This is a genomic window from Corynebacterium sp. S7 (assembly GCF_054401105.1).
Genome location: NZ_CM136760.1, coordinates 2,925,367 through 2,948,740, shown reverse-complemented (window position 1 = coordinate 2,948,740; position 23,374 = coordinate 2,925,367). Strand labels below are relative to the sequence as shown.

The window sequence follows — 23,374 nt, the reverse complement described above, 5'->3', positions numbered from 1 at the left end:
TCTATCCTGCGCTCTTGTTAGCGTGAATGACAAATTTAATTCACCGTTCATTCACACCGTCCTTCGAGACAAAATGCCTATTCAGCAATGAGTTTTCACAAGTCTATCCACACCTGTGGATAACTTATCCACGTAAGTTCTCCACAGTTTAGTCAACTGATTGTGGATAAGTTAGTTGCGCTGGAAAAGACTTCTTGACCTGCCGTTTTATGGCAGTAATTCATTAAGTCTCTACCGTTTCTTTAGAGTTATCCACAATACTTGTTGTCCACAGGGTGTGATTTGTGAGTGATTTCTCCATTGTTACTCGCCTTCGCGGAAGGCTGTCCACATGGAAACAGCTGTCATCTGAAATTCGCCTATCGCAGCATTCTTCAAAGTCGCTCCCAGGTTGTTGACGGCGCAGTTCTGCACGGCGATTCGCCTCCGACCTGCAGGAAAACACATCTTTGTAATTACGGGGGCACCCATTGGCCACGAAAAGTTTACCGGCGTGTCGATTTTGATCGAAGGGTGCAAATCGCGTAGCCTGTAATGGTCTGTCACATTGAATTTGACAAAAGGTATCCACCTTCGCCAGATCGCAATGTGCGTGAGAGCTCCACCGGTACCGAATACCGGACCATCGCAAGATGTGTCAGTGCAGGTGAAGCACACGATCGGTCGATGTCACGATGACCTCGATCTCCCGTTTCTCACTTTTACTTTTCATCTCGGACAGTCAGTTCTCCGGGAGGCCATGCGTGGCAAAGCTGCGTGCGGCCGTTGACTGTCGTATTTTTCAAGGAGTCCCCCATGTCGAAGCGGACGTTTCAACCAAATAACCGTCGTCGTTCCCGTAAGCACGGCTTCCGTACCCGTATGCGCACCCGTGCAGGACGCGCTATCGTGTCCGCACGCCGCAACAAGGGTCGCGCAAAGCTAACTGCTTAAGTGCTACCCAAAGCGCATAAGCTGGAATCTTCAGCTCAGTTTCGTCAGACGATGAAAACTGGAACCCGCGCCGGTAGTCGCACCCTTGTGGTGTACCAATCAGCTCGAACCGATCAAGTCATCTCTGGTGGCCCTCGGTTCGGGCTGATTGTGTCTAAAGCTGTAGGCAATGCTGTGGTTCGTCACCGCACATCAAGGCGCCTACGTCATATTTGTCTCGCTGCTACCGAAACTCTCGATCACAACGTGGATGTTGTCATCAGGGCTCTGCCTGCAGCGGGAGACGCAACCAGTATTGAACTGGAAAAAGACTTCCACAGGGCGCTTGCAAAGGCGCAAGGAAAGCAGTGAAGTAGACATCATGTCGTACGTTAATACCGATGGTGAACAGATCCCCGAGCCAAAAGGCGCTGGCGCTAAAGGGGTAGTTTCCTTGGTGCGCCTATATCAAAAGTACGTCTCACCGCTTAAAATGTACTCCACTTGCCGCTTCGAACCTACGTGTAGCGCGTACGCTCTGGAGGCAGTATCTCGACAAGGAGCGCTTCGCGGTACCCTAATGGCAGTCGCGCGCCTTGCGAAATGCGGTCCGTGGCACCCGGGTGGGTATGATCCCGTCCCGAGAAGCGTGTAATTTCCCACCCGACCAACATAGGAGTAACGAAACCCAGTGCTTAATTTCGTTTACTGGCCGATTTCGGCCGTGCTGTGGTTTTGGCACCAGATTTTCGGTTGGTTGTTTGGCCCAGATTCAGGCGTGTCCTGGATCTTGGCCATTATGTTCCTGACATTTACAATTCGTGTTCTGCTGATCAAGCCGACCGTGAATCAACTGCGATCCGGTCGCAGGATGCAGGAAATGCAACCGAAGCTGCAGGCCATCCGCGAAAAATATAAGAATGACCAAGAAAAACAGGCTTTAGAGACTCAAAAGGTCTATAAAGAAGCCAAGATGAACCCAATGTCCAGCTGTGTTGCGCCATTGGTTCAGATGCCGGTGTTCTTCGGCCTCTTCCACGTTCTTCGTTCCTTCAACCGAACGGGTACAGGACAGGGCCAGCTCGGACTGTCCGTCGAGCAGAACCGCAATACGCCGAACTACATCTTCGACGTACACGACGTGCAGTCCTTCCTGGACGCTACTGTCTTCGGTGTTCCTATTTCGGCGTACATGTCCATGCCAGCCGACATGATGAATGCGTTCACCACCGACTTCCAGCGTTGGCAGGTCGTCGTTGTCGCGTTCCCACTGATCATCATCATTGCTCTGTTCACTCACTTCAACGCTCGTCTGTCGCTGAACCGTCAGAAGAAGCTTCGTGAAGCTGGCAAGACTACTGCTCCAACCGGCGACAATGCTGAGCTGATGGAAATGCAGACCAACATGATGAACAAGATGATGCTGTGGTTCCTCCCAGCAACCATCTTCCTGACCGGCTTCCTGTGGCACATCGGCCTGCTGTTCTACATGCTTGCGAACAACATCTGGACCTTCTTCCAGAACCTCCTTGTCTTCCGCAAGATGGATCGCGAAGAAGCAGAAGAGGAAGAAGCAAAGCTTGCTCTCAAGCGCACCAGTGCTCCAACCGTTGGCGCACGCAAGGTAGATAAGCGCACGAAGAAGCAACGTAAGAAGGGCAATTAATTTAGCCCCTGATTGAGCCCCGTGCTCTACCTCCAACCGCCGTTGTCTTTGGATGAATCCAAGACAACGGCGGTTACTTATTTTCTGGGTTCGTTGGCTACTCTAAAGACAGACCTAATCTGTTGGATCGAACTAGTTCTAGGAGTACACAGCCGTGTCAACCGAGATTGAAACCACTCCCGCTATCGCCGAGAAGATCTTCGGCGACCGGCTTCCGATTGCTCAGGCATACCACGACTCGTTGGCCACCACCGCCGCCGAGCGGGGTTTCATTGGTCCCAAGGAAGTTTCCCGTTTGTGGAGCCGCCATATTCTCAACTGCGCAGTGATTTCGGAAGCCTTCGATCAGGGCCTCAACATTGCTGACATTGGATCTGGAGCAGGACTTCCTGGTGTGCCGCTGGCAATCGCACGCCCAGACCTGAAGGTCACTTTGATCGAACCGCTGTTGAAGCGTTCGAACTACCTCGCCGAGATCAAGGAAGAACTGGGCCTTGATAATGTCACGGTCATCCGTGGCCGCGCAGAGGATCAAGGCAAGGGTGAATTCGACGTTGTGACTTCCCGCGCGGTTGCCCCGCTGGGAAAGCTGGCCGGTTGGTCGCTCCCGCTCGTGAAAAAGGGTGGTGCCATGGTGGCGATGAAGGGCTCGTCGGTAAGCGAAGAGCTCGAACGCGACGCTGAACAGATCACCCAAGCCGGTGGTGGCGCCGGCGAGATCTTTATTGTTGGTGATTCCATGCTGGAAGAACCCACAACACTGATCAAGATTCCCCGGGTGCGCTAACGCCTGTCTAGGTAAGACACTAAGGTGGTATAAGACTAACCTCGTAAGTTACGGGGATTCCTACGTGCGGAAGTGAAGGCAAGAAACCTCGATGACGGAAAACAACCTGAAAGAACAGCAGCGGGACAAAGAATCCGCTGCTGCTGCGAAGCACAACGCAGCGCAGGTCACTTCCGGATCCTTGGAGTTGCCCAAGCCGGAACAGCCTCGCTCGCTGACCGTGGCAAACCAAAAAGGTGGGGTCGGTAAGACTACCACCTCCGTGAATATGGCGGCTGGGCTGGCGCATCATGGCCTGAAGGTACTAGTGATCGACCTGGACCCGCAGGGCAACGCGTCTACTGCTTTGGGTGTTGAGCATCGGGCGGGAACCACTTCTAGTTATGAGATGCTGATTGGCGAGGCCACGGCTGACCAAGCGATGCAACAATCGCCGGCGAGCGAGAACTTGTTCTGTATTCCTGCCACTATTGATCTTGCCGGTGCCGAGATTGAACTGGTCAGCATGGTGCGGCGTGAATATCGTCTCTCAGACGCGCTGAACCGTGGATTTTTGGAGAAGCATGGGTTTGACTATGTCTTCGTTGATTGCCCTCCTTCGCTGGGCCTGCTGACCATCAATGCCATGACTGCGGTAGATGAGGTGCTCATCCCGATCCAATGCGAGTACTACGCGCTTGAGGGTGTGGGTCAGCTCCTGGGCAACATTTCGATGATCCGCGAGCACCTAAATACCTCCCTGCATATTTCGGCGATTGTGTTGACCATGTATGACGCTCGAACGAAGCTGGCGGAGCAGGTAGCTACTGAGGTGCGCGATCAGTTCGGCGATGTTGTTTTGAACAATATGATTCCTCGTTCGGTGAAGGTGTCCGAGGCACCGGGCTATGGCCAGACGGTGATCGACTATGATCCAAGTTCACGAGGTGCTTTGGCGTATCTTGACGCAGCAAAGGAACTAGCTTTGCGCGGGGATTATCAGCCACATGCAAGCACTGGTCCGATCGGCGTCAGCCCGGAAATTGCCCAGCAGCTTTCGGCATCGGGCGGGATAGAAGAACCTGAAACTGAGGTGGATAACTAAATGGCTCAAGAACCAACTCGCAAAGGTGGACTGGGGCGTGGCCTCGCTGCGCTGATCCCTTCAGCCCCCGTTGACCCTGGCAAGACCAGCGGAATTGGTGCAAGCGCCGCGGATGTTGTTTTCGGCGAAGGCCGTGACAAACAGCACAAGCAGGACAAACAGGAGAAACAGGGCAACCAGGATACGCAGACTGAGTCGGGCAAGTCCGAGGGCAAAAAGATCAAGGGAGCCCCGTCGATCCCTGGCGCTCCAGCCATGCGCACCTCTTCCGTCACTCCGAAGAGCACCCTTCCGGCCGCTGCCTCTGCAGACACACAGTCAAAGCAGGAGGATTCCTTCGGCGCTACCTACCAAGAAATTCCGCTTGGTCAGATCACGCCGAACTCGCAGCAGCCACGCCAAGTCTTCGGCGAAGAAGAACTCGAAGAGCTTGTGCACTCGATCCGTGAGTTCGGTCTTTTGCAGCCGATCGTCGTGCGCCCGATTAGCGATGGCTACGAGCTCATCATGGGCGAGCGTCGTTGGCGCGCCGCAGCGAAGGCCGGGCTGAAAACAATCCCAGCGATCGTGCGCGAGACCTCTGATGCAGACATGCTGCGCGACGCATTGCTGGAGAATATCCACCGCGTTCAGCTCAATCCTTTGGAAGAGGCGGCGGCCTACCAGCAGCTCCTTCAGGAATTTGATGTCACTCAGGAGGAGCTTGCCTCCCGCCTGGGTCGCTCGCGGCCCGTGATCACCAACATGATCCGGTTGCTCAACCTCCCTGTGAGTGTCCAGCGTCGCGTTGCGGCCGGGGTGCTCTCGTCCGGTCACGCTCGCGCGCTTTTGGGCGTCAAGCTTGGCGACGAGGCCACTGAGCGTCTCGCGGACCGCGTCGTCGCGGAGGGAATGAGCGTCCGCGCCACCGAAGAAGCAGTCACACTGCTGAATAATAACGGTGAGCTGCCCGAGAAGCCGAAGCCCGCCGCGGTGGAGCAACCTGAGTTCTTGTCTGTTGCTGCAGAACGTCTCGCAGATGAATGGGAGACAAAGGTCAGCGTGTCCATGGGTAAGCGCAAGGGAAAGATCGTCGTTGAGTTCAGCGACAAGGACGATTTCGAACGCATTATGGGCCTAATTGAAGGAAACAACTAGCCCTTTTAGTTACTTGCCTTGAACAGGCTTCACCGCGAGATTGAGGGGATGGAGAAACGATGTCCGAACCAAGCGTTGCGGTTGTTCCCGTCAACTATGATTCCATCCCTCAAATCCACCAGAAGTGCGCGCAATCCACGTTCTGGGAGATCGACCCTCTCAGCGAGAAGCTAGCTAGCCTTAATCCCACCGTGGATAAGGAAGCCTGGATCGCGGGTCAGAGTTTTGACCACGGCACGTGCGGCTTCAACATTGTCCTGAGAGACAGTGAGAAGCGCGCCTTCGCCACGGTTTTGTTTTGTCCCAGCAGTGAGGCTCCTGGCGCCATTCGCATGCCCTCAGGCTCGCTTTCACGCGATGCGTACGCGATTACTAGCCTGCACATCGATTCGGTCGCCGCAGGGCGTGGCTGGGAGTCTGTGCTCCTCGATGCCTCGATTATGGCTTTAAACGACCGTGGCGTGCCCGCACTCGAGGCATTCGGCTACGATCCGGAAGCACCCAAGGCCGAATCCGATTTCAATCAAGCTCTCGTCGATCATGCCTCGGAGATCGGCTTGATGGATAAGACGATGTTAGAAAGTGCCGGCTTTCGCGTTGTTCACGATCATCCCGTCATTCCGCGCTTGCGCCTCGATCTTCCCCCAGAGCAGGATCTGCTCAGCGCGGCTCAAATTGAGGATCTGCTGCAATCCGTTCCCGCCATCAGTTGATTCAATGCGATTCTGAGGTTGAATATCAATGATGTAATTCTGATTGAAAGTTTTATAATGAGCGGATAATCTAATTTCATGCTCAGCGACGAAATGATGAACATCATTACCCAAGGTCAAGGCATATCCGTCGCTTTCGCTCGACGTACATCCTCGGCCTATATCAATGAACGCGGAGTGATTGAACTCCTCGCCTGTATGGCCAACGGGGAAGGCGGCACGCTTTTTATTGGAGTGAATCAAAACGGTTCCATCAGCGGCTGTTACCCCTTCCACGGAGAATCCACGCAGCCCCGCGAGCTTGAGGCCACAATCCGCCAATACACCTCGCCGTCACTTAGCACCACGGTCTCCGTGGCAGAGATCGACGGCAAGGATGTCGTCGCCATTTCGGTCGAGGAATCCCGCACGCCGATCGCAACCACGTGGGGTGTCTACCGGACCCGCCGCCTGAACTCCCAAGGCACCGCCGAATGCTTCGGCATGGATCCCACGTACTTGTTCACCCGCTACCGCGACGCCAACGCCGTCGATTGGGCGCGGATTCCGGTCCCAGGCCTGTCCATGTCTGACTTTGCACCAGAAGCATTCGACGCAGCACGCGAGTTGGCCAGCCGGAGCAATGCGGACCCGATCATCGCATCGCTTTCCGACGATGACCTCCTGCGCTCCCTGGGCTATCGCAACGATTCGATCGAGCCGTTGACCTATGGTGCTGTGCTGCTCTTTGGCAAACGTGAATCATTGCAGAATCATCTTCCCTACCACCAATTAGTTATCGCAGACGTGGCTGAGGCAAAGCGCACCTCTAGGTCGCAAGCCCCGCTCATACTCATGCTCGCCGACCTGCAGAAACAAGGCGAAAAACTAGACCCTCCGGTCAAGGAACTCATCATTAACGCGTTGGTTCACCGCGACTATTTTCTCCCAGGTCCCGTCTATGTTTATGGTGACAAGAAGCGCGCTACTATCACCAGCCCAGGCGGACTCCCCCGCGGGCTGACTCCGCAGGTCGTGTGTAGTTCTCACGCCTCCTATTCCCCACGAAGTCTCTCGCTCTCGACGGCTCTTGCTCGGCTAGGCGTGATTGATGGTGCGGGACTCGGGCTGGCAGCAGCATCGAAGTTTCAAATCGAGCGCGGCCTCGGCCCACTGTCGTGGGCTGGAACCCATGAGCGGGCCGTGACGGTCACCGCAGGTAAAGAAGAGATCCACCCTGAGATGCCCGGACTTGTCGCCGCTGCCTCACGCGAGCTAAGTATCGACGAGCTCCTCGTGCTGGATGCGTGGCACCAATTCCCTAGCGCGGAGGTGGACACCCTTGCCTCGAAGACGGGATTGGCAGAAAGTGAGGTGCACGCAATCGTCGATACGCTCCGAGCTCTTGGCCTCTCGCCTACAGATACTGTCACTGTGCGGGCGACTCCTGGTGCGCCGCGCGGAAATGAGGAGAAAGTGGTGGCGCTGGTGGCCTCGAAGGGCGACGTGACCAGTGGTGAGGTCGCCGATGCGCTGGGGTTAAGCCAGCAACAGGCTTATCGCGTGTTAAAGAAGTTGGTGGATGCTGGCCGGTTATTTAAGGTGGGCAACACACGGACCAGCAGGTACCGGTTTAATTAGGCAGTAATTAAGAATTAAGCGCGTTCTTGCATCAGTAGATCGCGGAACTTGTAGGTGCCGGTTGGTTGATCGTCCTGATCGAGCAGGTAGAGGCGCTTCACAGAAACGACGATCGCTTCTGCTATGGCGTCGCGCTGGGTCGGGTCAGTCACGATCTTCACGTCATGCGGGTTGGTGAGGTAGCCCAAGGTAACCTCAACACTAGGCATTGTGGTCAGGCGGAGGACTTCCCAGGTACGACCGTGGTTGTAACAATTGTTCAGATCGGTGCGGGCAACAATTTCTCGCTGGATGAACCCCGACAATGTTTCACCAGTTAGCGATGATGCGCCCACTTCCGAACCAAAGTAAAAAGTGGCTACGCCGTTGGCCTTTTCATTTTGGTAGCGGTCGAGGTGCAGCGAGATCATTACGTCTGCATTGAAACCATTGGCAATGTCGGCGCGCTCGCGGGGGGTGGGATTATCTCCTCGCGGGCGGGAAATGATGGTTTCCATGCCAGCGGCCACCATCCGACCTTCGACGCGGGCGGCCAGATCCCAGAGGATTTCCTCTTCCGAGATTGGACCGTACATGCCGTTGACAATCATGCCCTTTTCACTGCCACCAAGCGCCGGGTCAATAACAACCCTTTTACCTGCCAACATGGGGCCAGCGCGCCGGACGGATTCGCGCTCGCGGATAGCTTGGGCGGATCCGCCCGTGATGCGACGACCAAGCAGACTTAAGGAGCGCAGCGTTTCAGGACCACAGACTCCATCATCCTGGAGGCCGTAATTGAGCTGGTAGTTGGTTAGAGCTTCATGCGTGTTCGGGCCGAAATGCCCGTCGACCTTATCGGTATAAAAGCCGAGTTCTTGAAGCTGCTTTTGCAGCTCACCCACATCGTCACCGATGAATTCTTGGTTCGGTTGGTAGGACAGCACACGCTGGCCCAAGGTATAAGAGGCTTCCCGCAGTTCGCGGAGAGTGACGTCGTCGATGTTGCCTGTAGCTACAACGCCGCGGGATTGTTGGAACGCACGGAGGGATTCTGAGAGTGATTCATCAAAGTACTGCTCGTCTTGCGAGTACTTTCTTTGGTCCCAGCTTCCCACCACTCCTTCGTATCCGGGGAGCAACCCCAAACGGGCCAAAGTCGAACGAACTTCGGCTACACGTGGGCTGGAATCTCCAACTCGAAGAACTCGACTCACAGTACCCCTTTCATGCACAACAAGCAGTTAGTGTCCACTCTCAAGGTGATCGTGGTCATTGAAATGTTCTCAATGTTACGTAACGTGTCTCAGGATACCATTAGAGGTGCGATTCGATCTTTTCGACAATCTCGTTTTTCGGACGAAGTCCGACGAATTCATCGACCTTCTCCCCATCCTTGAAAATTAGAACGGTAGGGATAGACATAACCTGGAACATCGCACCAAGGGTGCGCTCCGAGTCTACGTCAACCTTGGCTACCGTGATCTTTTCTCCCATGTCAGAGGCGATTTCGTCGAGCAGTGGCGAGAGCTTCTTGCAAGGCCCGCACCACTCTGCCCAAAAGTCAACGACTACTGGCTTATCGGAGTCCACGACCGTGGACTTAAAAGTCTCAGCGGTGACATCAACCGTGTTACTCATGAATTATTCCTTCATCAAATGGCAGTAATAGTTACCTAGTCTAGAGTGCTTCGAGGTAGTGTTGCGCATCCAACGCCGCGCGACACCCCGATCCAGCTGCAGTAATTGCCTGTTGGTAGTGGTCATCGACCAAATCGCCACATGCAAATACGCCCGAAATATTTGTGCGTGTCGAAGGTTCCTCGACGAGAACGTATCCTGCCTCGTTCAAAGTAACCTGACCATCGAGGAATTCAGAGCGAGGATCGTGGCCGATAGCAACGAACATGGCGGTTGCGTCCAGATCAGAGACCTCGTCCGTCTTCACATTGCGAACCCGCAGGCCACCAACCTTGCCGTCTTCCTCGATGACTTCTTCGACAACGGTGTCGGTGAGGAACTCAATCTTCTCGTTTTTCTGCGCACGCTCGAGCATGATTGGGGATGCGCGGAACTCCTCACGGCGGTGAATCACAGTGACCTTGTCACCGAAGCGGGTGAGGAATGTTGCTTCCTCCATTGCGGAGTCTCCGCCTCCGACAACTGCGATGTGCTGGCCCTTGAAGAAGAAACCATCACAAGTAGCACAGGTGGACACACCACGGCCGGTGAGCTTGTCCTCGCCTGGGATGCCAAGGTGGCGCGCAGCGGCACCGGTTGCCAGAATCACGGTGCGGGCCTGGAACTCCTCGTCGCCGACCCACACCTTCTTTACGTCACCGGTGAGCTCTACTCGATCCACGAGCTCGGAGCGCAGCTCAGCACCGAACTTCTCGGCCTGTGCGCGCATTTCCATCATGAGATCTGGGCCCATAATGCCATTTTGGAAGCCCGGGTAGTTCTCTACCTCGGTGGTGTTCATAAGCTCGCCACCGAACTCATAGCCCTCGAAAACCAATGGGTTAAGGTTTGCGCGCGCCGCGTAAAGTGCAGCCGTGTAACCGGCAGGGCCGGAACCTACAACAATGACGTCGCGGATCTCTGACATGTAATGATGCTCCTTGGGTAGAAAATGCTTGAGCTAGTGTACCTACCTATTCTCAACTAGTTGGCAACAAAATTCATTCCAGTCATCGGGCCCCGCTAAGTCTGCTCCTAGTCCTCGCTAGACAGCTGCTTATGCAACGCCTCGCGGCCCCGTGCCCTGCGCGACTTAATGGTGCCGGGCTGCACACCCATCTCACGAGCAGCGCGCTCAACGGTGAGCCCGGCGACGTCGATAAGCAAAATCGCCCTGCGCTGTGCGGCCGGCAACCTTCCCATCACCTGGCGCAGCATGATCACTCGATCGAGCTGCGCTATCGGATCGTGGCCCAGGGATGGGTTGGAATCCGTGTTGATCTTGCTCTCGTCGTCCAGGCTCATGTGTGCGATGCGGCGGCGGTGCTTGATGTAGTCGTAGCCGGAATTCATCACCAGGCGGTGCAACCACGTCGACAGCGTGGCTTCGTTGCGGAAGCCCTGCAGGTTGCATGCTGCCTTCAGCAGTGCTTCCTGGAGGATGTCCTGTGCATCGTGTTCATTTTTCGCGTATCGACGAGCCACTGGCAACAGCCTTGGCCTGTGGCGTTCCACGATGACGGAAAATGCGCGAGTGTCGCCCATGTTAAAGGCGGCAATCAGCTCCTGGTCGGTTGAATGTATAGAAATGGTCCCCGAAATGTGTGGCGTAACCGCCATAATGTTCCCCCGAACATGTTCCCCCGAACAATGTGCTTCTTGTCTTTATCTCATTGTGCCCAGTCTCATTGTGCCCAGAGACGACGAAACCCGCTGGACAGGAATGCACACTTTAGTGCGCAGATTCCTATTGACCAGCGGGCTGGGAACGGCTAGAGCGGGTTAGTCCGGTATGCCGATGAGTGAGACCTCGGAGATTTCGGCGACTCCCCCGTTGCTGCTTGGAATGTCGGTCAACCAGATCACTACGCCAGTGATGTCTGGCTGGCTTGTGATCTGGATGCTGTTCTTCGCCGAGCGCAGCGTGCCATCAGCGATAAGTGGCAGTGATTCCAGTGGCGTGATGGCTGAATTTGTCTCCACGCCCGCTGGAAGCGCGTAGATGTTGTAGGCCACACCAGGCGTCGTGGTGTTGATCTCGATGTGCTGGAGTTCCATCGCGCGCTGAGGCTCGACGATGAGACCGACACCAGGCTTGGTGCCCAAACCGTTCGAGTAGGCATCCGTGCTCCAGGTGGTGGAAGGATCCCCGTCGATGGCATTCGCCGTGTCGCCTGGATGGTCCGCTTCCTGGAATTGTCCTGGGGCCTGCCAGGTATTCGCCTTTTCCAGATCGGCGATCACGGGCAGCGGACGGGCCGAGGAGCTCGCGGCGGCTTCGCCTGCAGTCCCGCCCCCAGTGGCGTCTCCTTCGACCGATTCCTGGTTCACCGGCGATTGCGTGTTGTTGCCGCCAACGAAGCTAACCAAGTAAGTAGTCAGTGCCGCAATGAGCACCACCACTGCTACGGCAAGCGCAATCAGAAGTGCGAACCCGCGGTAGGTGTAGCCACGGGAACCGAAACCGCTGACCGAAGCCGGGTTCGGAGTCTCGTCTTTGACCACGGGAACGACTGATGTGGACGTATCCTCAAACTCGTCGATGTCCTCTCCCTGCGCGGATCCTTGCGCGGAGTGATCCGCATTTTCGGTTTCATCAGTTTGTTCGGCAGGTGCCTGATCAGCCTTGCTGAAGGCTCGGAGTTCGTTGGCAAGCTCGCGGTAGCGCTGCGAGGTCGGGTCTTCAGCCTCCGGGTTTGCCAGGTCGTCGGAAAGCTTTCGTGCCTGTGCCGTGATGCGGTCGAGCTCATCTGAGGTGATCTCTCCGGTGGCAGCGTCTAGCAATTCGAGTGCTGAAGCGAAGCTGGAGGCATCGGCCTGTTCGGAAGCGTTGGGCAGCACAGCCGGGAACGCAAGGATTACTTCCCCATCGACCGACACACGCAGTCGGTTGCGATTATCCAGGCCAAGGAGCGCTTGGTTCTCGTGGGCTTCTGCGAGGGCATCGGCAAGAGGTGCCATCGCGTTCGCAACGGCCTCCGGGTGCAGGTCTGCTTCCGATTCTGCGACGGCCTTCAGAGAGGAGCCCTGGATCCAGTCGGCCACAACTAGGCACCCGGACCGGTACGCAAGTACATGGATATTCGGTGCCACTGCAGCGTGGTTTAAAGCGCCGAGCTGACGGGTTCGACGAGCAACCTCGCGGGAGCGTTCTGCGGCCTCCTCCGGGCTCACCGGAGCCATCGGTGCTTGGCCCTGGGTATCCACAAACGTCAGCGCGACGGTTCTGCCGGTGCTGAGTTCTGTTGCCTGCCAGAATTGTGCGCCGGCGACTGAGCCGTGATCGCGCAGCAGGCGGAACCTTCCATCGGAGACTGGAGCACCCGGGACAAGGCGTGGCCCGCGGACAACACCAGCGGACATCGGTGGTGGTACTGGCGAGGCGTTGAAGGTGTCGGAGGCCAGGAATTGCTGGGACATCTCGGCCGGATCGGTAGTGCCCGTCTCGATGGCTTTCTCTTCGTTCGGGCGGATGAACTTGCCAATCACGGGGATGCGGGCGAAGACACGGCCGAGGTTATGTACCTCTGGCAGCCCAGAGCGCGACAAGACGATGCCGGTAACAATGAGGAAGACAATGCCTTCGATGGCAAGCTCGATGAGGATGCCAAGGGAGTCACGCATGCCCATGCGCTCGACAATTTCAATCGGGCCGAAGGTCGATGTGCGCAAGAGGGCGCGGACAAGGAGTGCTGCGGCGATACCCACCAGCGAGGAGGCCACGGCCCACGCCGAAGTGTGCATAATCGTGCCCGACTGCAGGTTGCCCAATTTACGCTTGAGCAAGAACGCACCGATGACTGCGCCGGCGATGAAACCGAAACCGTTGGCAGAACCGAGCAAGACTACGACGTTATCCGAAGAGGATGCAACCATCGGTGCTAGGTAAGACAAGAACACCTTGGTCGCGGTGATGCCAGCGATGATAAAGGTCGGAGTCCACGCTTCTTCTCGGGCGTAGAACACACGCAGGTGCAGCATCACAAGTGCATAAGGAATCAGCGTGAAGGCTGAGAAACTGATCGTGCGACCAAGAATTCGCGCTTCCTCGGTGGTGAAAGCGCCGTAACCGAACAACGCATTACCGATGTCCGGGCCCAACGCTGTCATGAAAATGATGATCGGAATCAGGGCGATAAAGGTCAGCTTGGTGGCCAGCGTGAGGTCACGGACCACGGCCTTGTCGTCGCCATCGGCGGCATTGCGCGACAGGCGTGGCATGATTGCCGTCAGCAACGTCACTCCGACAATGCCATAAGGCACTTGCAGCAATTGCCAGTGTTGCTGATAAATCGCGTAAGCCGAGGCGTCGGCGCTGTTCGCAATACGTGCAGTAATCACATATCCCAACTGCGAGATGGCAACGTACGCGACGATGGCCAGCGCCATCCCACCGAATTCCTTCAGGCGATTGTCGATGCCCCACAGCGGACGCAGATCAATCTTGAGGCGCTTCAGGGATGGCAGCATGATCAGACATTGCACGACCACACCAAAGGTGGTGCCTACGCCCAAGAGAAGCACATGCGGATCGCTTACCGGCGACGGTGCCGCCGGGTTCAGTGAACCAGGAAGCAGCCGGTACGCGGCCAACACCGTAATAGAAATGAGGTTGTTGACCACCGGTGCCCACGCGCCAGGCTTGAATACGCCCTTGGTATTCAAGATTGCCATGAACAAGGAGAAAAGCCCGTAGAAGAAAATCTGCGGCAAGAGCAAATAGGCAAAAGAGGTGGACTGAACGTAGTTCGTTTGGGCCTCTTCGTCCATCATCATGCGTACCAACGCCGGTGCTGAGGCGGTAGCGATAACGGTAACAGCTAGTAGCAGCGTCACTGTCAACGTAAATAGCTGCCTGATGAAGCGGGCACCCTTGTCAGGGTCCTCCTTCTCAGCGCGCACCAGCACTGGCACCACGAGCGATGTGAGGACAGAACCCAGCACAACCTCGGTGATCATGTTTGGCAGTGTGTTTGCCAAGTTGAAGGCCGAGGCGATCGCACCACCGAGCATCGAGGTGATCATCACCGTGCGGATGAAGCCGGTAATGCGCGAAACCAGGGTGGCAACCGCCATTGATCCGGTATCGCGAACTACTGTTTCATCGCTGGAAAGCTCGTCTGAGTTGTCGGACTGGTTGTTCGTGTCCACGCCAGAAGGACTGACTGTCAGGGTTGAACGGTCATCTACTGGTTGGGAAGCGGGTTCGCGGGTACGTCGAGGTGCGGGTACAGGAGCCGGAGGCGAGGGCGTAACAATCCGTCCTCGTTGCCCCGAGGATGGCGTTTGCTCCATCGACTCGGAGGTATTTTCTTCGGAGGCCACAAAACATCCAATCTCTTATGCGTGTCTCTTATACGTGGTGGAAACATGAATGAGCGAAGTGCAGTCGCTGCGGACTACTACGCGTCAGTCAGGTGGCCGATCAAGAGACGATTGTTCTCTAGAGTGCTTAGCGGTGATGGTTTTTGTTTCGTTCTTCGCGCGACGCGATTTGGCGAAACGGAAGAGCAACACCAAGGCCAGGAAGATTGCCAAGACGCCGCCGATGGTTACTGCTCCAACTTCGCCGGCGGCAGTTTGTACGGAGATTTGCACCGGTTGGGAAACCGGCTGCCCGTTTGGCGTAGCCAGGTACAAGTTCAGGTCCGTGCGGTCCCGGGTGTTGGGGATGTCGGCGGTGAGTTGGATCGTGATTGAGCCCTGGGCCGGGATGCGCAGCTCGGAGGGAGTGTTCAACGTGACTCCGTCTGGCGCCTCGTACAAGATGGTGGCATCGATGGGCAGTGGTAGACCGTTTTCCGCAACGATGAGCAGTGGTGAGGACTCGGATGCTCGGGTGTAGACGTTGCCCGGTGGAATCAGGTCCACTGCGTTGCGCAACTCATTGAGGGTGTCACGAGAGGAATTGAGTTGGTCCCCTGTCTTCCCGGTGGCCGCTGTGTAGAGGTCGGCTGATCGTCGATAAGTGAGCGATGTAGCCGTAATCAAGTCCCGCCGTAACGGCAATGTGAATCCGTAACGCGTCAGGGCGATCGTGGAATCTGGGACCAGAAACGACGTGATGTCGTCGGCATATTTAGCTTGCTGGCCCACGCTGAGGATCTCGGAATCGGAGAAAACGGTGGGATCGCTAAATGGGCTACCCGAGGCATTCGCGGTAGAGATCGTTGCGTCAGCCTTCGGGGTGACGTAATCCTCCAGGGTCATCGGCACCGTGGTTTTTTCGTCCATGAGCTGCGAGACTGTGTACATGATGGAGTCAGCAGTGCTGGCTTCCCAGGTTGCGGGCGGATTAATCAAGACAGGGTTGCCACGTTGTTCGTCGGTCGTGCGAGCCTCTTCATTGACCGCGAGGCGGATCGAGTTTGAGGCGTTGATGTCGCGGGCGGCGACGGAATCTAGTGTGGCGTCAGAGCGGTACTCCACATTGGAGTATCCGGTGGTTTCGGGCGCAATGCCTGTCGACGCGAGCGTGGATGCCAACGAATCCTGGTAGGCAACGGAAATGATCCCCTCGCCTAGTTGGGCGAAGCGGTCGCTGTCGGAATTTCCCAATGTTTCACGTGAAACACTGTTATTTGCAACGAGTACCCGCACCTGAGACTTGGGTGCTGGGGCTGCAGCCATCTCTGGGTTTGGTGGATCCTCAAGCTCGAGGTTTGTCAGCTGTTCGCCCTCAACATGGGTGGTCGCCGCATCCTTCTTGGCTTGCTCGGCGTAAGACTCCTCCCACGCGGCCTGCATTCCGTCATTGAGTAAGCCAGAGTTGTTGTGGTCGGCCCATCCCATTGAGGACACGGAAGTTTCGGTGACGTATCCCGACGGTGGAATGACCACATTATTAACAACGTCTGTGCCAAGAATTTCGCGCAACGTAAACGGTCCGCGCTCGATGGCCTCTCGGACGAGCCATGGAGCGCCTGCATCTACAAGCGCATTAACGTCAGCGTTTGACCAGGGCAGAGCGACGACGCAATTGCCCATACTCACTGCCTTGAGCCGGTCCAGCCAGTTTTGTGCGTCTGTTTGGCCGATGCCCGGCGTAGAGACAAATTCATTCGAGTTGTCGCCCCAAGAATCTCGGAGACGCTTTGGCTCTTGAGCCACAGGAGGGCGGCTGTCTGCCACCACGTATCCAGCGCTCATACGCTGAACCGTTGAAACGAGCGCGGGATCAATAGCTAGGCAGGTTGCTTCCGCGACGGCCTGCCCGCCTGGGGCTGCAATGGCATTGGCGTAGGTATTTACCAGCTCGCTGAGCCTGCCACCGGGAGCCAACTGGCTGGCCAGGTCCTCAGACTTCAAGATCAACTGCGGGTCGTTCGGTGCATCCCCTGTTTCGCCGGGCAAGATGTCGGTGCTTGCGGTGATGGGATAAAGCACGCTGACATCGGCACTGCGTTGCGTTGCGGGGTCCACCGTTGTGTTTCGCTCGCCAACAGACAGGTGGAAACGCTCAGTATCAAGGAGCCCTCCCCCAGTGCGGGTGAGTTCAAACATGAATGGGTAAACTGCCGAACCCTCAAACGTTAGCGCGCCAGCAATGGCTGGGTCGGTGTGAACCTTCATCTCAACTTCGACGGTCTCGCCAGGCGTCACTATTTGATTGAAAGTTTTAGTTTCTCCGGCAGTGTAGTCGGAGGGTTCCGCGATGCTGGCTACGCGAGCATCAGCAACCGAAGCCGAAATCGGCCCTCGCCTAGGAGTGATGGAAAAACCTTCGAGTGGGCTATCGGACGAGTTTGTCACCGAGACAGTAGCCGTGAAGTCTGCGTTCGGTGCAAGGGTATCTGGTGCGTCGACGACATTGAGGGTGATGCCCTCGATGCCGTCAATCGGTCGAATATTCGGATTTGCCCACTGGGACGCTACCGAAGCATTATCAGGTGGCGTGGGAACAGGAATGGCGTTTGCCAGCGGGGCTGTATTGAAAGTCGTTAGCGTCCCCAGGGCAACGGTGGTTGTTGCGGCAAGGACCGTGCAGACACTTCTCCCTAGGCGTTGCCGACCTGAGAAACGCGTCACCGAGGTGTCGCCCTTCCGGCCTCGTGTTCCTTTCTAGCCAGCTCAGGCATTTGGTCAAACGCCAGACGAGCCAACTTGCGCTCGTCCGCGTATGCCAGATGCTCAATGAGTTGATCGACTGGAACCCACGACACTTCCGTAACTTCCGGGTCCTCGTCGTTAAGCTCCCCATCGACGAAGCGCAACAAATTATGGTGCACCGTCTTATGGATGCGTACTCCATCGGAGACAAACCAATAATCGATAGTGCCCAACGTGGAAAACGCCTCACCGTAAATTCCGGTTTCTTCCCACACTTCGCGCTCGGCGGTCTGCCATTCATGCTCGCCTGGCTCGACGTGGCCCTTCGGCATCGACCACAGGAGACGGCCACGACGATCAAGACGGCCGATCAAAGCGACGTAAATCCGCGACAAATCCACCGAGTTATCCGGCCGCACTGCCTCTGCCATCCCCGAGACGACGAGGCCGCCCGCCGAGGTCTCATCGCGGGTCTCCATCCGTGGGCTGGCTGCATACTGCCGCTTCCGGCTCGCTGCACTGCGGGAATTGCGCCCCTGCCCCCCACGGGAACTGCGCTTGCGACTAGACGAGCTCTTCTGCTGAGTTGAGCCGGACTTCGTTGTTTTTGCCGTCGCGGCTGAGCCTGACTTGCTAGTTTGGCCCGATTGGCCTGACTTGCCCGATTGCGCCGTCTTCGCGTTTGACGCGGAAGAACTTGAAGTGTTCGAGGAGTTTGTCGACGAACCTGTAGCCGAACTCGACGAAGACCGGCGCCGTCCCCTCCTGCGCCGCGATCGCTTCTGCTGGCCCTGCTCACGGCCCTGTTCGCCGTTGTTGTGCTGTTTCTCGGGACCAGTTTGACCAGTTTGACCAGATTGACCAGCTTTAGTCGGCTGCCCTGACTGCCCCGCCTTACCAGCTTCCGCTGCGACGGCCTTGGGAGCTTTACTGTCTGACTTACTCTGGTGATTTCCGGCAGGCCGACGCGAGCGACGGCGCCTCCTGCGTCGACGCTCTCCCGAGTCTTCACCCTGGGGCGTGCGTGGGCCCGCTGCACCGCTATCTTGAGCGGTGTGAGGCCGAGTAGTGTCAGTCATGTTCCGCTTATCGTATCGTCCCCACACATGTTTGTGGTATTTTGACGTGCCGTTTCTTCCCACAGGTAAAGTATTAGCGGTGAGTATGTCTGAGAATCCCATCCCGTCACAGCAGTTTCCTGCAAATGAGCATGCTGAAGAGATTCAGCAGGCGTTTGCGCGCGCCACGCCGACGATTGAAAGTTTAGGGGGCTTGCTCACACCTTTAGTTCAAAAATTTCAGGAGCGCGGCGAGTCCTTATATCTTGTCGGCGGTCCCGTGCGTGACGCTTTCCTCGGGCGCATGGGCAATGATTTGGACTTCACCACTTCCGCGCGCCCGGATGTTGTGTACGCAATTCTGGAGGAGTGGGGCGAAACAGTCTGGGACACCGGCATTGAATATGGCACGGTGTCAACGGTCAAGGAAGGCCAGCAGATCGAGATCACAACCTTCCGCGCCGACCTTTATAACGGTGTCACCCGCAACCCAGAGGTGACATTCGGCGACACCATCGAGGGCGACCTCGTACGCCGAGATTTCAAGTGCAATGCCATGGCATTCAAGCTTTCGCTTATCGACGAGGCGTTTACCTGGGAATTCGTCGATCCCGTTGGTGGATTGAATGATTTGGTAAATCAATTGTTGGATACTCCCCAGGAACCCGAGATTAGTTTCCGGGACGATCCACTACGCATGCTCCGTGCCGCACGCTTTGTGTCCCAGCTGGGTTTCACGGTCTCGGATCGCGTATTCAAGGCTATGCAGGACATGGCCGGGGAAATCGAGCGGATCACCGTCGAGCGGATCCAAGCCGAGCTGGACAAGCTCATGCTCGGTGATGCGCCCTGGGACGGCATCGACCTTCTGGTGCAAACCGGCCTTGCCGATTACATCCTCCCCGAAGTCTCTGCCCTGCAGATGACTCCGGATGAGCACATGCAGCACAAGGATGTCTACGTTCACTCGCTGACGGTGCTGCGCCAGGCCATTGAGCGCGAAGATGATGGCCCAGATCTGGTGCTGCGCTGGGCAGCGTTGCTACATGACATCGGGAAGCCCGCCACCCGTGCCAAAAAAGAAGGTGGCGGAGTCACCTTCCATCACCATGAGGTGGTCGGGGCGAAACTTGCCCGCAAGCGTTTGAAGCACCTGCGGTTCTCGAAGTCGGCGACCCAAGATATTGGGCAGCTCGTCTTCTTGCATATGCGCTTCCACGGCTTTGGTGAGGGTCAGTGGACGGATTCGGCCGTTCGTCGATACGTAAACGATGCCGGGGACCTACTCCCCCGACTGCACAAGTTGGTCCGCGCCGACTCTACGACGCGCAACCCAAAGAAGGCGGCGCGCCTGCAGCGCACCTATGACCACTTGGAGGAGCGTATCGCCGAGATCGAGGAAAAGGAAGACTTGGCCAAGGTGCGCCCCGACCTTGACGGCAACGAGATTATGGAGATTCTGGACGTGAAGCCCGGACCCGAGGTGGGCAAGGCGTGGGCCTTTTTGAAGGAGCTCCGTCTCGAACGCGGTCCTTTGGAGCGCGAGGAAGCTATAGCAGAATTGAAGAATTGGTGGGAAGGTGAGAAAGATGAGTGAAAATTATTACGCGGACAGGTTGTTCAATGCCCTGGAGAAGGAAGATCCGTCCCCGGGAATGTTGCTTGTTGCAGCACCAGGGATGATGTCTCCTGAATTCGCGCGCAGCGTTGTTTTGATCATCGAGCACTCCGAGGCTTATACCTTCGGAGTGATGCTCACGCAGCGCAGCGATATTGCCGTGTACAACGTGTTACCGGAGTGGTTGCCAGCGGTGGCTAAGCCGCAGGCGTTTTATGTCGGTGGCCCTGTGGCCCCGCAGTCGGCGGTCGGCGTGGGCGTGACCAAGCCGGATGTGGTTATCGACGAGCATCCGGAATTTACGCGCCTGGCCAACCGGCTCGTGCACGTTGATCTGCGCGCCAAGCCCCACGAGGTCGTGGAATATCTTGATGGGATGCGCATCTTCGCCGGCTACTCCGAGTGGGCACCCGGCCAGCTCGACTCCGAGATCGATCGGGGCGACTGGTACGTTGCGCCGGCTCTGCCGGGCGATGTGGTTGCCGCTGGAAGCTCGGATCTGTGGGGCGACGTGCTTCGTCGTCAGCAGATGCCTTTGCCTTTGTTCTCTACGTACCCGGTCAATGTGGAGGACAATTAATGGCACCTACCCCGGATCCTGGTAAATCTAGTGAATCTGGTGAGTCCCGCGGAGAAGTTCTAGCCGAAGTTAAGAAGGGCATCCAAGACACCCTTGTCGTCGGAATTGGGCTGGTCCCGCTGGGGCTGGCCTTTGGCTTGTTGATGACACAGTCGGGTTTCGCCTGGTGGTGGACCCCGATTTTTTCCATTGTCATCTATGCAGGTTCGATGGAGTTTCTGGCTATCAACATGGTCATGACAGGTGTCGGGCCGATCTCCGCTGCGATCACCGGTTTTATGGTCAACTTCCGGCACATCTTCTACGGGCTGACTTTTCCACGCCACCGGATCAAATCGAGGCTCGGACGGGCGTACTCCACGTATGCGCTCACCGACGAGTCCTATGGCATCGTCTCCGCACTAGAGGCCAAGGAACGCGTCTCCGGTACCCGCGCACTGACCATCCAGATCGTGTGCCAATCCCTATGGGTCATTCCCGGCATCATCGGTGGCCTCGTGGGCGAAGTGATTCCAGCCGGGCTCGAAGGTATGGACTTCGCGCTGACTGCTCTGTTCGTAGTTCTGGCATGGGACAGCTTCCAAAACAACAAGGACTACTCCCTCCCGTTTATCGCCGCGAGCCTCGCCGTGATCGTGGGCATCTTCTTCCCGAACTCAATTCTGATCATCGCGCTGTTGGCCTACTTCGCCATCTTGTTGGTGCGCTATCTCTCCCCGCGTATCGACGATCTACTGACCTGGCGGGCGAAGGGAGACAGGATTTAGATGTACGGACTTCCTGAGGGTGTCACCCTCACCATGGTGGCTTCCGTCCTGATTCCAGTCGCGATTGTTACCGTTTTGCTGCGCGCCCTGCCCTTTCCTTTCCTGAAGTACTTGAAGGGTAACCAGTTCATCGGATTGCTTGGCCGCATGATGCCAGTCGGTGTGATGGTGGTGTTGGTGGTCTACACGCTGTTCGGACAGGTGTCGGCCCCGGGCGGCATCGTGTCGTCGTTAATTGGCGTTGCTGTGACCTTGCTCCTGCATTGGTGGAAGAAGGACTCGGGCCTGTCCATCCTGGGTGGCACGATCACGTATATGGTGCTTGTGAACCTGGTGTTTTAACTACCTGGAATAGTAGAAGGCCGCTCCGCATTCACATGCGGAGCGGCCTTTTTCCTGCTTTAAATCTGCTCTCTAAAGCTGCGGGAATTTCACCCGCGTCTCCTCCCACAAGCCCTCGAACTCGTCGGCGGTGAGGCGGCGGGCCTCGATGTTCTCAAACTGATCGTAGGTGTCTGGATGCGGAACTTGGTCGAGTGGTTCGTTGGCGTTGCCGACAATGCGGCCCTCGGTGTAGGCGCCCATGATCGTTTCGTCTGGGGCGAGCTCGATCATGCGGACCATGGTGCAAGCATCCGCCGAGATCTCATCAAGTTCTGCGATGGTGATCAGTGTGCCGGCGCCGGGGACTGTCAGGGTGGTTCGGACGTAATGTTTCACGTGAAACATCTCCTCTATTATTTGTTTGATTGTTCGGCTTCTCGGCCATAGCGTGCAGCGAGCCACGAGCACATCATCAGCTGCACCTGGTGGAAAATCATCAGTGGCAGAATCAGGAGGCCAAGGGATGCTCCTCCAAAGATAACCGAAGCCATAGGCAAGCCGGTGGCAAGCGACTTCTTCGTGCCACAGAACTCGATGGCGATAACGTCCTTGCGCGGGAAGCCCATCTTCGTTGGGATGAAACGTGTCAGCCAGAGCATGAAGGCCACCAGCACCACCGAGAACACGATGAGGAAAACGACCTCCCACACGCTCACTGTCTGCCACACGCCACCAACCATGCCCGCGGAGAAGGCGGAGTAGACCACCATAGCGATCGAACCGCGGTCGACGATCTTCGTTGCCTTGTTGGCCGCGACGCCCTTGACGGCCGGAAACACTCCGCGACCAATCTGTCCCAGGAGGAATGGAACAAGCAGGAGGATTGCAATGTCGATGAAGACTTGTCCATTAATTTGGACGCCGCCAGTCGTGCCCATCAGCAACATCACCAGGAGAGGGGTCAGGAAGACACCTGCGAGGCTGGAAAGGGAGGCCGCCACGATGGCGCCTGAGATATTGCCCTTTGCAATCGAGGTGAACGCGACTGAGGATTGGACTGTGGATGGCACCAATGTGAGGTACAAAATGCCGCGGTACATTTCCTCGCCGATGAGGTGACTCAGCGGCTGCAGCAGTACGCCAATGATGGGATAGACCACGAAGGTAAAAGCCAAGATGGTGAGATGGAGCTTCCAGTTCAACAAGCCGTTGAGGGCTTCTCTTGTGGAGAGGCGGGCACCGTAGAGGAAGAACAACAAAGCGATGGCGATATTCGTCGCAATGCTAAACCATTCAGCATATTGCCCGCGGACGGGAAAAATTATTGCGACGATGACTGCCGCGATAATGAGGACGATTAACGGATCAGTCCTTTTCAATCTTGAGAGCATGCCCCGAGT

The 23,374-nt window shown here is 56.6% G+C and carries 22 protein-coding genes; 13 read left to right on the top strand and 9 right to left on the bottom strand.

What is annotated here, in order from left to right; genetic code table 11:
* The first annotated feature begins 795 nt into the window (after window positions 1-795).
* The 9 genes from rpmH to ACXZ66_RS13890 all read left to right on the top strand — a co-directional run bounded on the left by rpmH (window position 796) and on the right by ACXZ66_RS13890 (window position 7,919).
* Window positions 796-933 carry a 50S ribosomal protein L34 gene (gene rpmH / locus ACXZ66_RS13930; protein WP_458749578.1) on the top strand — a complete coding sequence of 46 codons (138 nt, stop codon included), beginning with the start codon at window positions 796-798 and terminating at the stop codon, window positions 931-933.
* On the top strand, window positions 934-1,284 hold the full coding sequence (gene rnpA, locus ACXZ66_RS13925; protein ID WP_458749577.1) for a ribonuclease P protein component: 351 nt from the start codon (window positions 934-936) through the stop codon (window positions 1,282-1,284). It begins immediately after the preceding gene.
* A 10-nt stretch (window positions 1,285-1,294) separates the two neighbouring features.
* On the top strand, window positions 1,295-1,567 hold the full coding sequence (gene yidD, locus ACXZ66_RS13920) for a membrane protein insertion efficiency factor YidD (protein ID WP_458749576.1): 273 nt from the start codon (window positions 1,295-1,297) through the stop codon (window positions 1,565-1,567).
* A 36-nt stretch (window positions 1,568-1,603) separates the two neighbouring features.
* Window positions 1,604-2,578, top strand: coding sequence for a membrane protein insertase YidC (gene yidC, locus ACXZ66_RS13915; RefSeq protein ID WP_458749574.1), 975 nt, complete (start codon window positions 1,604-1,606; stop codon window positions 2,576-2,578).
* A 154-nt stretch (window positions 2,579-2,732) separates the two neighbouring features.
* The gene (rsmG, locus tag ACXZ66_RS13910; protein ID WP_458749572.1) at window positions 2,733-3,365 is read left to right on the top strand and encodes a 16S rRNA (guanine(527)-N(7))-methyltransferase RsmG; all 633 of its coding nucleotides are present in this window, start codon (window positions 2,733-2,735) and stop codon (window positions 3,363-3,365) included.
* A 91-nt stretch (window positions 3,366-3,456) separates the two neighbouring features.
* Complete coding sequence (locus ACXZ66_RS13905) at window positions 3,457-4,449, top strand: ParA family protein (RefSeq protein ID WP_458749570.1); 993 nt, start codon at window positions 3,457-3,459, stop codon at window positions 4,447-4,449.
* Window positions 4,450-5,586 (top strand): ParB/RepB/Spo0J family partition protein, encoded by a 1,137-nt coding sequence (locus ACXZ66_RS13900; protein ID WP_458749569.1) that lies wholly within the window; start codon window positions 4,450-4,452, stop codon window positions 5,584-5,586.
* A 59-nt stretch (window positions 5,587-5,645) separates the two neighbouring features.
* Window positions 5,646-6,299, top strand: a complete 654-nt coding sequence (locus ACXZ66_RS13895; protein ID WP_458749568.1) for a hypothetical protein — start codon at window positions 5,646-5,648, stop codon at window positions 6,297-6,299.
* 78 nt (window positions 6,300-6,377) lie between these two features.
* Window positions 6,378-7,919: an RNA-binding domain-containing protein gene (locus ACXZ66_RS13890; RefSeq protein WP_458749567.1), complete on the top strand. Its 1,542-nt coding sequence runs from the start codon at window positions 6,378-6,380 to the stop codon at window positions 7,917-7,919.
* A gap of 14 nt (window positions 7,920-7,933) precedes the next feature.
* Here the strand turns inward: ACXZ66_RS13890 and ACXZ66_RS13885 are convergent, their stop codons facing one another.
* The 7 genes from ACXZ66_RS13885 to ACXZ66_RS13855 form a co-directional block, all read right to left on the bottom strand.
* Window positions 7,934-9,115, bottom strand: a complete 1,182-nt coding sequence (locus tag ACXZ66_RS13885) for an N-acetylmuramoyl-L-alanine amidase (protein ID WP_458749565.1) — start codon at window positions 9,113-9,115, stop codon at window positions 7,934-7,936.
* A 100-nt stretch (window positions 9,116-9,215) separates the two neighbouring features.
* Window positions 9,216-9,539: a thioredoxin gene (gene trxA / locus ACXZ66_RS13880; protein ID WP_458749564.1), complete on the bottom strand. Its 324-nt coding sequence runs from the start codon at window positions 9,537-9,539 to the stop codon at window positions 9,216-9,218.
* A gap of 40 nt (window positions 9,540-9,579) precedes the next feature.
* A complete protein-coding gene (gene trxB, locus ACXZ66_RS13875) occupies window positions 9,580-10,506 on the bottom strand; it encodes a thioredoxin-disulfide reductase (protein WP_458749562.1) in 927 nt (308 codons plus the stop codon).
* Between the two features lie 107 nt (window positions 10,507-10,613).
* Window positions 10,614-11,198 carry an RNA polymerase sigma factor gene (locus tag ACXZ66_RS13870; protein ID WP_458749560.1) on the bottom strand — a complete coding sequence of 195 codons (585 nt, stop codon included), beginning with the start codon at window positions 11,196-11,198 and terminating at the stop codon, window positions 10,614-10,616.
* A gap of 162 nt (window positions 11,199-11,360) precedes the next feature.
* Window positions 11,361-14,873 (bottom strand): murein biosynthesis integral membrane protein MurJ, encoded by a 3,513-nt coding sequence (locus ACXZ66_RS13865; RefSeq protein ID WP_458751403.1) that lies wholly within the window; start codon window positions 14,871-14,873, stop codon window positions 11,361-11,363.
* A 114-nt stretch (window positions 14,874-14,987) separates the two neighbouring features.
* On the bottom strand, window positions 14,988-17,606 hold the full coding sequence (locus ACXZ66_RS13860; protein ID WP_458749559.1) for a hypothetical protein: 2,619 nt from the start codon (window positions 17,604-17,606) through the stop codon (window positions 14,988-14,990).
* On the bottom strand, window positions 17,603-18,706 hold the full coding sequence (locus ACXZ66_RS13855) for an NUDIX hydrolase (RefSeq protein ID WP_458749557.1): 1,104 nt from the start codon (window positions 18,704-18,706) through the stop codon (window positions 17,603-17,605). The genes ACXZ66_RS13860 and ACXZ66_RS13855 overlap by 4 nt, the downstream gene beginning before the upstream one ends.
* An 85-nt stretch (window positions 18,707-18,791) precedes the next feature.
* On the opposite strand from ACXZ66_RS13855, the gene ACXZ66_RS13850 reads away from it, so the two are divergent.
* Genes ACXZ66_RS13850 through ACXZ66_RS13835 form a run of 4 tightly spaced genes read left to right on the top strand, consistent with a single transcriptional unit; the run spans window position 18,792 to window position 21,992 of the window.
* The gene (locus ACXZ66_RS13850; RefSeq protein WP_458749556.1) at window positions 18,792-20,282 is read left to right on the top strand and encodes a CCA tRNA nucleotidyltransferase; all 1,491 of its coding nucleotides are present in this window, start codon (window positions 18,792-18,794) and stop codon (window positions 20,280-20,282) included.
* Window positions 20,275-20,883: a YqgE/AlgH family protein gene (locus ACXZ66_RS13845; RefSeq protein ID WP_458749555.1), complete on the top strand. Its 609-nt coding sequence runs from the start codon at window positions 20,275-20,277 to the stop codon at window positions 20,881-20,883. The genes ACXZ66_RS13850 and ACXZ66_RS13845 overlap by 8 nt, the downstream gene beginning before the upstream one ends.
* A complete protein-coding gene (locus ACXZ66_RS13840; protein WP_458749554.1) occupies window positions 20,883-21,650 on the top strand; it encodes an AzlC family ABC transporter permease in 768 nt (255 codons plus the stop codon). The genes ACXZ66_RS13845 and ACXZ66_RS13840 overlap by 1 nt, the downstream gene beginning before the upstream one ends.
* Complete coding sequence (locus ACXZ66_RS13835; protein ID WP_458749552.1) at window positions 21,651-21,992, top strand: branched-chain amino acid transporter permease; 342 nt, start codon at window positions 21,651-21,653, stop codon at window positions 21,990-21,992.
* A gap of 72 nt (window positions 21,993-22,064) precedes the next feature.
* Here ACXZ66_RS13835 and ACXZ66_RS13830 read toward each other — a convergent pair whose 3' ends face one another.
* Window positions 22,065-22,379, bottom strand: coding sequence for a hypothetical protein (locus tag ACXZ66_RS13830; RefSeq protein WP_458749551.1), 315 nt, complete (start codon window positions 22,377-22,379; stop codon window positions 22,065-22,067).
* A gap of 8 nt (window positions 22,380-22,387) precedes the next feature.
* Complete coding sequence (locus tag ACXZ66_RS13825) at window positions 22,388-23,365, bottom strand: bile acid:sodium symporter family protein (protein WP_458749550.1); 978 nt, start codon at window positions 23,363-23,365, stop codon at window positions 22,388-22,390.
* Between the last annotated feature and the right edge of the window lie 9 nt (window positions 23,366-23,374).